Origin of the sequence: Streptomyces sp. NBC_00358 (assembly GCF_036099295.1) — a bacterium.
Taxonomy (GTDB): Bacteria; Actinomycetota; Actinomycetes; order Streptomycetales; family Streptomycetaceae; genus Streptomyces.
Genome location: NZ_CP107976.1, coordinates 6,156,083 through 6,169,123 on the forward strand (window position 1 = coordinate 6,156,083; position 13,041 = coordinate 6,169,123).

At 69.1% G+C, this 13,041-nt stretch carries 10 protein-coding genes and 1 tRNA gene; 8 read left to right on the forward strand and 3 right to left on the reverse strand.

Annotation, left to right across the window (positions count from 1 at the left end; all coding sequences use genetic code 11):
* Positions 1-166 precede the first annotated feature (166 nt).
* From mrdA to OHT01_RS26230, 5 genes are all read left to right on the forward strand, one after another.
* Positions 167-2,425: a penicillin-binding protein 2 gene (mrdA, locus tag OHT01_RS26210; protein ID WP_328555567.1), complete on the forward strand. Its 2,259-nt coding sequence runs from the start codon at positions 167-169 to the stop codon at positions 2,423-2,425.
* 34 nt (positions 2,426-2,459) lie between these two features.
* Positions 2,460-3,656 (forward strand): rod shape-determining protein RodA, encoded by a 1,197-nt coding sequence (gene rodA / locus OHT01_RS26215; protein ID WP_328555568.1) that lies wholly within the window; start codon positions 2,460-2,462, stop codon positions 3,654-3,656.
* A gap of 138 nt (positions 3,657-3,794) precedes the next feature.
* Positions 3,795-5,330: a CYTH and CHAD domain-containing protein gene (locus OHT01_RS26220; protein ID WP_328555569.1), complete on the forward strand. Its 1,536-nt coding sequence runs from the start codon at positions 3,795-3,797 to the stop codon at positions 5,328-5,330.
* Between the two features lie 155 nt (positions 5,331-5,485).
* The gene (locus OHT01_RS26225) at positions 5,486-7,456 is read left to right on the forward strand and encodes a TIGR03960 family B12-binding radical SAM protein (protein WP_328555570.1); all 1,971 of its coding nucleotides are present in this window, start codon (positions 5,486-5,488) and stop codon (positions 7,454-7,456) included.
* A gap of 323 nt (positions 7,457-7,779) precedes the next feature.
* Positions 7,780-7,911 carry a hypothetical protein gene (locus OHT01_RS26230; protein WP_328555571.1) on the forward strand — a complete coding sequence of 44 codons (132 nt, stop codon included), beginning with the start codon at positions 7,780-7,782 and terminating at the stop codon, positions 7,909-7,911.
* Between the two features lie 118 nt (positions 7,912-8,029).
* On the opposite strand, the gene OHT01_RS26235 is transcribed toward OHT01_RS26230, so the two are convergent.
* Positions 8,030-8,500 carry a VOC family protein gene (locus OHT01_RS26235; RefSeq protein ID WP_328555572.1) on the reverse strand — a complete coding sequence of 157 codons (471 nt, stop codon included), beginning with the start codon at positions 8,498-8,500 and terminating at the stop codon, positions 8,030-8,032.
* A gap of 372 nt (positions 8,501-8,872) precedes the next feature.
* Positions 8,873-9,208 carry a YnfA family protein gene (locus tag OHT01_RS26240; protein ID WP_328555573.1) on the reverse strand — a complete coding sequence of 112 codons (336 nt, stop codon included), beginning with the start codon at positions 9,206-9,208 and terminating at the stop codon, positions 8,873-8,875.
* Positions 9,209-9,708: 500 nt separating this feature from the next.
* On the opposite strand from OHT01_RS26240, the gene OHT01_RS26245 reads away from it, so the two are divergent.
* The 3 genes from OHT01_RS26245 to OHT01_RS26255 all read left to right on the forward strand — a co-directional run bounded on the left by OHT01_RS26245 (position 9,709) and on the right by OHT01_RS26255 (position 11,567).
* Positions 9,709-10,701: a phospholipase D-like domain-containing protein gene (locus OHT01_RS26245; protein ID WP_328555574.1), complete on the forward strand. Its 993-nt coding sequence runs from the start codon at positions 9,709-9,711 to the stop codon at positions 10,699-10,701.
* An 89-nt stretch (positions 10,702-10,790) separates the two neighbouring features.
* Positions 10,791-10,882 (forward strand) — tRNA-Ser (locus OHT01_RS26250).
* Positions 10,883-11,114: 232 nt separating this feature from the next.
* Positions 11,115-11,567 carry a barstar family protein gene (locus tag OHT01_RS26255; RefSeq protein WP_328555575.1) on the forward strand — a complete coding sequence of 151 codons (453 nt, stop codon included), beginning with the start codon at positions 11,115-11,117 and terminating at the stop codon, positions 11,565-11,567.
* A 97-nt stretch (positions 11,568-11,664) separates the two neighbouring features.
* On the opposite strand, the gene OHT01_RS26260 is transcribed toward OHT01_RS26255, so the two are convergent.
* Positions 11,665-12,540 (reverse strand): hypothetical protein, encoded by an 876-nt coding sequence (locus OHT01_RS26260; RefSeq protein WP_328555576.1) that lies wholly within the window; start codon positions 12,538-12,540, stop codon positions 11,665-11,667.
* Positions 12,541-13,041: the final 501 nt, after the last annotated feature.

Consider the following 13,041-nt stretch of genomic DNA (forward strand, 5'->3'; position numbering starts at 1 on the left):
CACCTCAAGCGCCGCACGGGTCAAGTGACTTGACCGACCGTGGGGGCACCGCGCACAGGTTCGCCGTGTACTCGTATGACTCGTACACACACTGAGAGGGGGAGGCAGCTCCAGTGACCGCCCACCCGTCGCCCACCACCAGCCTTCCAGCGGACGGGCCGCGCCCATGACCAATATTCCCGAGACCGGCCGGACCCCACGGGTCCAGATCCGGCTCGTCGTCATCCAGATTCTCGTGCTCTCCCTCCTCGGCACCCTCGGCGGACGCCTCTGGTTCCTCCAGATCCGCAACGGCCAGCAGTACGCCAAGGAAGCCTCCGGCAACCACGTCCAGCAGGTCGTCCAGCCCGCCGTGCGCGGCTCGATCCTCGACGCGCGGGGCGTTCCGATCGCCGACAACGAGACCCGGCTCGTGGTCTCCGCCTCGCGCACCGACCTGCTGAAGATGCCGGACGACGGGAAGGCCGTCCTCACCAAGCTCGCCGGCGTGCTGGGCCTCAAGCCCCAGGACGTCATCCAGAAGGTCCGCCTCTGCGACGCCAAGACGCCGCAGCCGTGCTGGAACGGCTCGCCCTACCAGCCGATCCCCATCACCGACAAGGCCACCGCGCGCCAGGCACTGCAGATCCGCGAACGCTCCGAGGACTTCCCCGGCATCACCGCCGAGCCGGAGGCCGTGCGCCGCTACGCCGCCCCCGGCAAGTCCAACGCCGCGCAGGTGCTCGGCTACCTCTCGCCCGTCACCGACGACGAGATCACCAAGGCCAAGGACACCGACTCGCCCTACCTCCGCTCCGACCAGGTAGGCCGCTCCGGCCTGGAGCGCGAGTACGACAAGGCGCTGCGCGGCAAGGCCGGCGTGACCCGCTACGAGGTCGACAACCTCGGCCGCGTCATCGGCAAGGCCAAGAGCGACAAGGCCGAGCCCGGCGCCAACCTCGTCACCAGCATCGACGCCCGCGTCCAGCGTGTCGCCGAGTACGAACTGAACGACGCGATGAAGGTCGCCCGGACCCAGTTCGACAAGATCACCGGCGAGAACTACAAGGCCGACTCCGGCGCGGTCGTGGTGATGGAGGCCAAGACCGGCCGCGTCGTCGCCATGGCGTCCCAGCCGACGTACGACCCGAACGCCTGGGTCGGCGGCATCTCCGGCAAGGACTACACCGCGCTCACCGGCAAGAAGTCCAACTACCCGCTGCTGAACCGCGCCATACAGGGTCAGTCGGCGCCCGGTTCGACGTTCAAGGTGGTCTCCACCGCCGCCGCGGTCCAGGCCGGTTACGCCTTCGACGGCCACTACCCCTGCACCAGCTCCTACTCCGTCGGCAGCCAGGTCTTCAAGAACTTCGAGGGGGAGAGCTTCGGCCCCATCTCGCTCGGCCGGGCCCTGGAGGTCTCCTGCGACACCGTCTTCTACGGACTCGCCGACAACGAGTGGAAGAAGGACGGCGGCATCAACCCGAAGAAGACCCCCAAGGACTACTTCTATAAGACCGCCCACCAGTTCGGACTCGGCAAGGCGACCGGCATCGACCTCCCCAACGAGGTCACCGGCCGCATCCCGGACCGCCAGTGGAAGCTGAACTACTGGAAGGCCAACAAGGTCGCCTGGTGCAAGAGCGGCAAGAAGGGCGGCACCTACGTCCAGCGGATCGAGTACGAGAACTGCCTCGAAGGCAACAAGATGCGCGAGGGCGACTCGATCAACTACTCCATCGGACAGGGTGACACCCTCCTCACCCCGATCCAGGAAGCCGCCATGTACTCCGCGGTCTCCAACGGCGGCACCCTGTACGCCCCGACCATCGGCAAGGCCATCGTCAGCGCCGACGGCAGGACCGTCCAGGACATCAAGCCGAAGGTGAACGGCAGGCTCCCGGTCAGCAAGGCGACGCTCAAGGGCATGAACGAGGCCTTCGCGGGCGTCGTGACCCGCGGTACCGCCGCCTGGAAGTTCGGCGGCTGGCCGCAGGACAAGATCCCGCTGCACGCCAAGACCGGTACCGCCGAGGTCTACGGCAAGCAGACCACGTCCTGGCTCGCCACGTACTCCAAGGACTACACGATCATCATGACGATCTCCCAGGCCGGTACGGGCTCGGGAGCGTCCGGTGAGGCCGTGCGCAAGATCTACAACGCGCTCTACGGTGTGTCCGCGGACGGCGCCATCGACAAGAAGAAGGCCCTCCTGCCCACCCCGCAGAAGAGCCTGCCGAAGATCCAGACCGACGGCTCGATCGACGCCCCGGCCATCTCCAAGGACCCGGCCAAGGACCAGCAGGCCAGCCAGGCCCCCAAGGACGGCACCACCGACCCGAACCTGCCCGCCGGCACCACCGCCTCACCCAGCGCCGGCAACCGCGTCACCCGAAGGCGTACGTCCCGCCCGCCCAGGAGGCGGGGGAAGAGGATCCTGACATGACGACGGCGGCGAACACAGTGCTGAGGATCCTGACATGACCGGAGCCAACAACTTCTCCGTCTCCGGGTACGGACCCGAGCGCGCGGGCTGGACACGTGTGTTCGCCCGCGACTCGCTCGCCCGCCGGCTCGACTGGCCGATACTGCTGTCGGCCGTCGCGCTCTCGCTGATCGGCTCGGCCCTCGTCTACTCGGCGACCCGCAACCGCACCGAGATCAACCAGGGCGACCCGTACTACTTCCTCATCCGCCATCTGATGAACACCGGCATCGGCATCGGCCTGATGATCGGCACGATCTGGCTCGGCCACCGCACCCTGCGCACGGCCGTGCCGATCCTGTACGGGTTCTCGGTCTTCATGATCCTGCTCGTGCTGACCCCGCTCGGCGCGACGATCAACGGCCAGCGCAACTGGCTCGTCGCGGGCGGCCTGTCGCTCCAGCCCGCCGAGTTCATCAAGATCACGATCATCCTGGGCATGGCGATGCTGCTCGCCTCACGGGTGGACGCGGGCGACAAGCCGTACCCCGACCACCGCACGGTGCTCCAGGCACTGGGCCTCGCCGCCGTCCCGATGATGATCGTGATGCTGATGCCCGACCTCGGCACCATCATGGTCGCGGTCGTCATCGTGCTCGGCGTGCTGCTCTCCTCCGGCGCCTCCAACCGCTGGGTGTTCGGCCTCATCAGCGCGGGCGCCATCGGCGCCGTGGCCGTCTGGCGGCTGCACATCCTCGACGAGTACCAGATCAACCGCTTCGCGGCCTTCGCCAACCCCGACCTCGACCCGGCCGGCGTCGGCTACAACACCAACCAGGCCCGTATCGCCATCGGCTCCGGCGGTCTCTTCGGCACCGGCCTCGGCCACGGCTCCCAGACGACCGGCCAGTTCGTGCCCGAGCAGCAGACGGACTTCGTCTTCACGGTCGCCGGCGAGGAACTGGGCTTCGTGGGCGCGGGCCTGATCCTGCTCCTCCTCGGCGTGGTCCTGTGGCGGGCCTGCCGCATCGCCCGCGAGACGACCGAGCTGTACGGCACGATCGTCGCCGCCGGGATCATCGCCTGGTTCGCCTTCCAGGCCTTCGAGAACATCGGCATGACCCTCGGCATCATGCCGGTCGCCGGTCTACCCCTGCCCTTCGTGTCCTACGGAGGATCATCGATGTTCGCGGTCTGGGTCGCGGTGGGCCTCCTGCAGTCGATCAGAGTGCAGCGCCCGATGTCGGCCTAGCCCTGGCCCAGCCCCGAGTCCGGGTGTCGCCCCGAGGAACATGAGGTGACACCCGGACCAACGGGAAAGGCGCCCCCTGGCCGAGCCGGGGCCGATTGGGTACTGCCCACGGCCCCCAAACGCGTCTAGATTCGGTTCATGGCGGACACGAAGCGCGAGATCGAGCGCAAGTACGAAGGTCCCGCTGCCGACGGCGGCACCGACCTGCCAGATCTGAGCGGCGTCTCCGGAGTCGCCGGTGTCGTCGACAAGGGCGTCGCCGAACTCGACGCCACCTACTACGACACCCCCGACCAGCGCCTCGCCGCCGCCTCCCTCACCCTGCGCCGCCGCACCGGCGGCGACGACGCCGGCTGGCACCTCAAACTCCCCGTCTCCGAGGGCGTACGCGACGAGATCCGCGCCCCGCTCTCCGACACCGTGCCCCGCGCGCTGTCCGGCCTCGTCCGCTCCCGCGTGCGCGACGCCGAACTCGTCCCCCTCGTACGCCTGCGGTCGGCCCGCGACATCCGCCACCTCGTCGACGGCTCAGGCGCCCTGCTCGCCGAGGTCAGCCTCGACCGGGTCCGCGCGGAACGCCTCAGCGGAGGCAAGGGCACCGCCGAATGGACCGAGATCGAGGTCGAACTCGCCGACGACGGCGACCCGGCCTTCCTCGACAAGGTGGAGAAGAGACTCCGCAAGGCCGGCCTGAACCGCTCCGCCTCCTCCTCCAAACTGGCGAAGGCGCTGGACGAGACCGGCAGACGCGCCCGGAAACCCGCCGGGAAGCCCGCCGGGAAGCCCGCCCCCGGGACAGAACCGGTCACCGCGGGCGACCACGTCCTCGCCTACCTCCGCGCCCAGTACGACGCCCTGGTCGAACTCGATCCGGCCGTGCGCCGCGACGTCCACGACTCCGTGCACAGCATGCGCGTCGCCACCCGCCGGATGCGCAGCACCTTCCGCTCGTACGGGAAGATCCTCGACCGCGCCGTCACCGACCCGATCGGCGACGAGCTGAAGTGGCTGGCCGGAGAGCTCGGCGTCGACCGCGACCAGGAAGTCCTCACCGAACGCCTCACCGAGGCCCTCGGTGGGCTGCCCCGCACCCTGCTCTCCGGACCCGTCCGCACCCGGCTGCGCACCTGGGCGCACGCCCGGCACGGCGGCTCCCGGCGCCGCCTGATCGCCGTCCTGGACGGAAAACGCTACCTGGCGCTGCTGACCGCGCTCGACGCGCTCGTCACCGACCCGCCGCTGCTCAAGGCGGCCGCCGGCGACCCCGCGAAGGCCATCGCCAAGTCCGTACGCAAGGACTTCGGCAAGGTCTCCGGCCTCGTCGTTGAGGCCCTCGACCGTCCACCGGGCGCCGAGCGCGACCAGACGATGCACGACGCCCGCAAGAAGGCCAAGCGCACCCGCTACGCCGCCGAGGCCGCCACCCCGGCCCTGGGCGCACCCGCCGCCGCCCTGGTCAAGTCGATGAAGTCGCTGCAGAGCCTGCTCGGCGACCACCAGGACAGCGTGATGACCCGCGAGGCACTGCGGGAACTGGCGGCCCTGGCGCACGCGGCGGGCGAGAGCTCCTTCACCTACGGGGTGCTGTACGGGCGGGAGGAACAGCGCGCGGCGGCCGCCGAGGCGGCGCTTCCGGGGGCCTGGGGGGCCATCGAGGCACAGGCGGCGGTCTGACGGCCCTCACCGGCCGGTGAGGGCCCACGGGGCCGACGGTGCCACCGTGGTCCGGGAGGCGCTGGAGGCCCGATGTCCGTCCGGCGGTGCGGCGGGTGCCTCCGGTCGCGTTACGCTAGATGGTCACCCCCCATCAGCTCACGAAGGTTCGCGAGATGCCTGCCGAAACCGCCGTGTCGGTCTTCCCACAGCTCGAAGCTCTGCTCCCGCATGTGCAGAAGCCGATCCAGTACGTCGGCGGAGAGCTCAATTCCACGGTCAAGCCCTGGGACACCTGTGACGTCCGCTGGGCGCTCATGTACCCCGACGCGTACGAGGTCGGCCTGCCCAACCAGGGCGTCATGATCCTCTACGAGGTGCTGAACGAGCGCGAGGGCGTCCTCGCCGAGCGCACGTACAGCGTCTGGCCGGACCTCGAGGAGCTGATGCGCGAGCACCGGGTCCCGCAGTTCACGGTGGACAGCCACCGCCCGGTGAAGGCCTTCGACGTGTTCGGCCTGTCCTTCTCCACGGAGCTGGGCTACACCAACATGCTGACCGCCCTGGACCTGGCCGGCATTCCCCTGGAGTCCAAGGACCGCACGCTGGACGACCCGATCGTCCTCGCGGGCGGCCACGCGGCCTTCAACCCCGAGCCGATCGCCGACTTCATCGACGCGGCGATCATCGGCGACGGCGAGCAGGCCGTTCTCGACATGACGGAGATCATCCGCGCCTGGAAGGCGGAGGGCCGCCCCGGAGGCCGCGAGGAGGTCCTCTTCCGCCTCGCGAAGACGGGCAACGTCTACATCCCGGCCTTTTACGACGTCGAGTACCTCCCCGACGGCCGGATCGCCCGCGTGGTCCCGAACAAGTCGGGCGTCCCGTGGCGCGTCTCCAAGCACACGGTGATGGACCTCGACGAGTGGCCCTACCCCAAGCAGCCCCTGGTCCCCCTCGCGGAGACGGTCCACGAGCGCATGTCGGTGGAGATCTTCCGCGGCTGTACGCGCGGCTGCCGCTTCTGCCAGGCGGGCATGATCACCCGCCCGGTGCGCGAGCGCTCCATCACCGGCATCGGCGAGATGGTGGAGAAGGGCCTCAAGGCGACGGGCTTCGAGGAGGTCGGCCTGCTCTCCCTGTCCTCCGCCGACCACTCGGAGATCGGCGACATCGCCAAGGGCCTCGCGGACCGCTACGAGGAGGACAAGATCGGCCTGTCCCTCCCCTCCACCCGCGTGGACGCCTTCAACGTCGACCTGGCCAACGAGCTGACCCGCAACGGCCGCCGCTCGGGCCTGACCTTCGCCCCCGAGGGCGGCTCCGAGCGCATGCGCAAGGTCATCAACAAGATGGTCTCGGAAGAGGACCTCATCCGGACCGTCTCCACCGCCTACGGCAACGGCTGGCGCCAGGTGAAGCTGTACTTCATGTGCGGCCTGCCGACGGAGACGGACGAGGACGTCATGCAGATCGCCGACATGGCGATGAACGTGATCGCCGAGGGCCGCAAGGTCTCCGGCCAGAACGACATCCGCTGCACGGTGTCCATCGGCGGCTTCGTCCCCAAGCCCCACACCCCGTTCCAGTGGGCGCCGCAGCTCTCCGCCGAGGACACGGACGCCCGCCTCACGAAGCTCCGCGACAAGATCCGCGGCGACAAGAAGTACGGCCGCTCGATCGGCTTCCGCTACCACGACGGCAAGCCCGGCATCGTCGAGGGCCTGCTCTCCCGCGGCGACCGGCGCATCGGCTCCGTCATCCGCGCGGTCTACGAGGACGGCGGCCGCTTCGACGGCTGGCGCGAGCACTTCTCGTACCAGCGCTGGATGCGCTGCGCCGAGAAGACCCTCCCCGACTTCGGCGTGGACGTCGACTGGTACACCACCCGCGAGCGCACCTACGAGGAGGTCCTGCCCTGGGACCACCTCGACTCGGGCCTCGACAAGGACTGGCTCTGGGAGGACTGGCAGGACTCCCTCGACGAAACCGAGGTCGAGGACTGCCGCTGGACCCCGTGCTTCGACTGCGGGGTGTGCCCCCAGATGGACACGAGTATCCAAATCGGCCCCACGGGCAAGAAGTTGCTGCCCCTGACGGTCAAGAACGCGGGTGCGACGCCGGCATCGAGCGGTCACTCTCACTGACGTGAGCGGGCACTCGATCGGGTGATTGAGGTGCTGGCGGGGTGAGCGGGGACGAGGGGGCCGCGGCGTTGGCTGCGGTAGGTACTTCGGGCCCTCGCCCCTCGGCGCCGGCGGCGCCCTCCCGGACGTCGTTGCCGGGCCCTGGAGCTCCACCACTGGTTCCAGGCGCCTCACAAGTGCGGCGCTCGGCCGGTCCGCGCGCCACCGCTCGTGTCCCCGCACCGCTGACGGTTCTTTGCGTGTCTGTGTGTCGCGAGCCCCCTTTCTCACCGGGAAATGGAGACGACGCGTTCCCCGCCTTTGCCCTGGCCGGCCTGGCCGGCGTGGCCGCCACGATCGGACTGCTCTTCGTCACCCTGCGCTGGATCACCAAGAACCGGGAACTCCGACAATCACAGGTCAAGACCGCTACGGCCGACCGCCCAGCCGGGCAGACCTCAGCAACCACCCCGTGATCGTCCACGATTCCGCGTCGAGGGGTCCGAGGTCGGGCCGAGTCCCTCCCTGTTCGGGAGGGACTCTCGGCGGGGTGGTCGGCCGTACGGCGACGCCGCACGGGCGGAACGCGGTGGGTCAGGCCGGGGAGCCGGCGTCCTGCGCGGAGGCTGCGAAGGCCTCGGGGCCCTGCTCCACCGCCGCCGGGTCCATCCACATGACCTGCCAGCCGTGGCCGTCGAGGTCGTAGAAGCTGCGTGAGTACATGAAGCCGTAGTCCTCGGCGCCGTCCACCTCGGTGCCGCCCGCCGCGAGCGCGGCGGCGCTGACCGTATCGACCTCGTCGCGGGACGACACGCTGAAGGAGTACAGCGCCAGCGTGTGCGTGGTGGGGTCGGCCATCGGCAGTTTCGCGAACTCCGCGAACTTCTCGCGGCTGAGCAGCATGACGAAGGCGTGCTCGCCGACCAGCATGCAGGCGGCGGTCTCGTCGGTGAACTTCGGGTTGAAACTGAACCCGAGCTCGGCGAAGAACGCCTTGCTGCGCTTGAGATCCGCTACGGGGATGTTCACGAAGAGCATGCGGCCTGCGTGTGCGGGAGTGGTCATGGCGGGTCTCCAGTCGGTGGCTCGATGGCGTACGTCCTGGTAGACCGGCGCAGCCGGCAGAACTCATCGGCGGATCCCGGCCGGTTCGCGGCCGCAGTGTCGATCAAGTCCATGGCCGACGGGATCCGGGCCGGACGCGATCCGATTCGGACGGGACCCAGGGGGAGCGCGGGCGGTGTGCTGACCGAACCGTCAGCGCGTCAGAGTCACCAGTCCCAGCATCACCAACCCGACCCCGTCGCAGGGAGTGCCGGAGCGTCCGCACCCCGATCCGTGCCGGTGACCGTTCCGTGCGGTGCGTGGCCCGGGCGATGGGGCCGATCGGCATCGGGACGACGGCACCGCTCACCACCGGTCGGCGGCCCCGTGGCTTCAGTGGCTGCGCGGGGCGTACATGATCACGGCCATCCCGGCGAGGCAGATCGAGGCGCCGATGATGTCCCAGCGATCGGGGCGGTAGCCGTCGGCGATCACGCCCCAGGCGATCGATCCGGCGACGAAGATCCCGCCGTAGGCGGCGAGGATACGGCCGAAGTTGTCGTCGTTCTGGAAGGTGGCCACGACCCCGTACAGGCCGAGCGCGACGACGCCCGCACCGATCCAGATCCAGCCCCTGTGTTCCCGGATGCCCTGCCACACGAGCCAGGCTCCGCCGATCTCGAACAGAGCGGCGACGACGAACAGGGCAAGGGAACGAGCTACGACCATGGCTGTGGACCTTACCGACGGCTGGAGTTCGTGACGTAGTTCGTGGTGCGCACGGGTTCCGCGTCCGCCGTACGTGGTCTGCCGTCTGCCGTCTGCCGTCTGCCGTCTGCCGTTCGTCGTTCGTCGTTCGTCGTCCGTGGTCCGGCGTACCCGCTCCCGGTCGATTGCAGCGTGAGGCCCGCGGGTTCAGGCCCGCGCGTGGCGTCGGGAGCCGGGAGGGGAGGCGAAGGTGTCCCGTTGCCGTGATGCCGTGATGCCGCTATCCGGGGTCACTGGAGGTGCTACGGGAGGCGCCAAGAGGGGCGCTACGAAGATTTTGCGATCGCGCGGGGATCGCATGAACCGGTTCCCATCTGTGCGTAGTCCCCTTTGTCCGCCTGGGCGGGCGACCGGTAACTGCGTGTTCACCCACCTTCCCTTCCACGGCTGTCTACGCGCGTGGTGTCATGCACACGCCCACAATCCCCCCGGGTGGGCGTCAACTCGGTTAGGAGTCACGCATGTTGTGGAAGGTCCTCGGTCGCGCCGGTGTCACGTTGGCGGTCGGCACCGCCGTACTCGCCACCGCCGTCCCCGCGAACGCCGCGAGCTACACGGCGTTCGCCTTCTCGCAGAGCACCAGCCAGCCCACCATCTACGGCTTCATCAACTCGGCCACCACCTCGCTCGACATGACCATGTACGAGCTGGAGGACACCACCGCCGTCAACGACCTCATAGCCCTGGAGAACAAGGGCGTCACGGTACGGGTGATCCTGGACAGCGCGCACAAGTCCGCCAACCAGTCGGCGTACAACTCCCTGACGAGCGCGGGCGCGGGAGTGGCCTGGTCGTCGTCCACCTTCGTCTACACCCACCAGAAGACCATCACGGTGGACGGCACGAAGTCGCTGATCCTCACCGGCAACCTCACCTCCCAGTACTACCCGACCGGGCGTGACTACGGCGTGTTCGACGACGACAGCCGCGACGTCGCCTCGATCGAGAAGGTCTTCAACGCCGACTACGCCGGCACCGCGATCACCCCGACGGACGGCGACCATCTGCTCTGGTCGCCCACCGACTCGCGCAGCCGCCTGGTGTCCGTGATCAACAGCGCCACCAAGACGCTCGACGTCGAGGAACTGGAGTTCAGCGACACCACGGTGGTCAACGCCATCGTGGCCAGGGCGAAGGCGGGTGTCGCCGTACGGGTGGTGCTGGAGAGCCCCTCCAGCTACTCCAGCCAGGTGTCCGCGATCAAGGCGGCGGGCGGCACCGTCGTCGGATACTCCGACCCCAACGGCTTCTACATACACGCCAAGGCGATGGTCGCGGACTACGGCCTGTCCACCCAGGAGGTGGAGGCGGGTTCCATGAACATCAGCAGCAACTCGCTGAGCAACAACCGGGAACTGGGCCTCATCCTCACGGGCACGGGGGTGGCCCAGTCCGTCGCCTCCACCATCGAGACCACCTTCAGCAGCGACTACGCGGGCGGCACCGCCGCCTAGAACCGGCTGGGAGGGCGCCGTTCGCCGCCACACCTCTCCAGTCGGCTCAAGTCGACGCCCCATTGTTCATCCGGATGCCCGACGTACCGGCCGACGTTACGGTGGACCTTGTTCAGGTGCGCAGGCTGCGGTTACTTCTCCTGTTCGGAGAGCGACGCGGGTTCGAATCCCGCCGCCGGCCCCGGCCGGTGTCGTCCAGCGGCCCAGGACGCTACGTCGTCGTCGCCGCCGCCGCCGCCGACTCTGATCTCTGAACGTCCGGACCCGAGCCGTCCACCACGGAACACCCGGGTGGGCGGCTCAGTCCTGCCGGAAGGGGACGCTCCCAAGTCCCGCTCCGGGAGGGCGCCGAGCCCGGTCCGTTGTGGTGTACTCGTCCGGCGATCATCACAAGACTGCGTGCGGGGGACTTGGTGAGCACCGAGGACGAGATGCTTGACGCGTGGGTGGACGTCGAGGAACGGCTGCCCTGGTTGCCGCTCGACCCCTATTTCGTCGGCGAGGAACGGCACGGCCTCCTGGTGGAGGAACTGGAACGGTCCGGCTTCGACGTGCTGGAGATCGACCTGGCGAAGGTGCGCGAGGAGCGGCAGCTCAACTCCGCGCTGGGCCGGGCGCTGGTCAAGCCGGAGGAGTACTCCGACAACTGGGACGCGCTGCGCGACCTGCTCCAGCAGCGCGGTGAGAGCAGTCCGTGGCTCATCGCCCTCGTGTTCACGGCGGCCCACTCGTTCCTTCGCGCGGACGTGCACGGATTCGTACGGTCCGTGTCGGTGCTGCACAGCCTGGCCGAGGAGCTGTCGAGCCTCGACGAACCGTACGGACAGCTGGAGTCGTTCTACGTGGGGGACTGGACCGAGGCCTGACCCGGCGGTCGTCCGCCGGGCCGGGCTCGCCACGACGGTCAGCGCCCGGCTAGCGTGCCGGTCGTGCGCCGTCGTCGACTCGTACGCCGTCGTCGATTCATACGCCGCCGTTGACGGAGGCGACCGTCGGCTGCCGGGAGACCAGGATCCAGGGCTTGGGGCGGCCTGTGCGGTCGGCGCAGTTCAGGGTCGCGGGGTGGGTCGTGGTGAACGCGACGCAGGCGGCCTCCCAGATCTGACCCGTGGTGGTGATGACGTCGAACTTGATGCGCTTCACGGCGGTGGTCCGGTTGTGCGCGTTGACGGTGACGTCGCAGGGGAGGCCTGCCGCCCCGCCGGCGGGATAGTCGGGACGGCCGCTGAGGTCGGTCCACAGGAAGTCCTCCTTCTCGCCGGTCCGCTGGTCCCGGATACCCGCGTAGGTGCTTCCGCCGGTCAGTGCGACACGGATCTCGAAGTCCTCCGACTCCTGCGCGGCGTCGATGCCGAGACACGGGCCAGGCGCCCCCGGAGGGCCGGTCAGGCCGCTCGCGCCCGCCGCGCCGGTCGCGCCCTGGGGACCCGTGGCTCCAGCTAGGCCCGGCGACCCCACCTCACCTGTCGGTCCCGTGGCTCCCGTCGCTCCCGCCGTGCCCGGCGACCCGTCCTCTCCGGTCACGCCGGGCGGTCCCTGAGGGCCGGTGGGACCCGTCGCACCGGTTTCGCCCCGGGGGCCTCGCGGGCCCCTGCACGCGTTCCAGTGGTCGCCGGGTTCGCCCGGGAGAGCCTGGGGCCTGTGGTGGTGGGCGGGTCGGCACCTGTCGCCGTCCGGGGCCGCCGGTGCCCGCTCGGAGGCGCTTCGGTCCGCGGGCGTCGCGGAGCCCACCACTCCCGACGCCATCACCAGCGCCAGCGAGGCGACGACGCCGGCCCTCTTGAGTCGGCCGCGGGCCGGCGGGCCCAGCAGATGGACGGTCCTGGACTCGGGATTCATACGGGGGTGCTCCTTGAATCGATCGGTGGGGAATTCCCCGACGCCGATCGCGAGCTTGACCCGCGGATGCCGGTCGAACTGTCCTATTACGCCGAAACGCGCCCTATTAATCATCAAATCAGCCCAATTGGAGGCGACCTGATGGGGTAATTGCCTGCTTTTGGTTCGAAGTTGGACTTGCTGCAGGGAGTCGGGGTCGGTGCGGCTCGGTGTTCTCCGGGCGGAACGGCCCTGTTCGGCACCCGTGGCCCCAGGGTCTCCCCGGGGCCCGGTGGGACCGGTTGGGCCGGTGACGCCCGGGTCTCCCTGTGTCCCCGTGGCACGCAGAGGTGATCGCGAGATTGACCCGCTGGCGCCGGCTGGAGCGGCACATTTGGTCGAAACGCACACTGTTTATCATCAAACTAGATCGACAATGGACGACTTTATGGGCCAATTAGCTTTAATGGGTGCGGAGTTGGACTCACCTGCGGCCGATCGGGCGCTGTTCGGTTCGGTGCC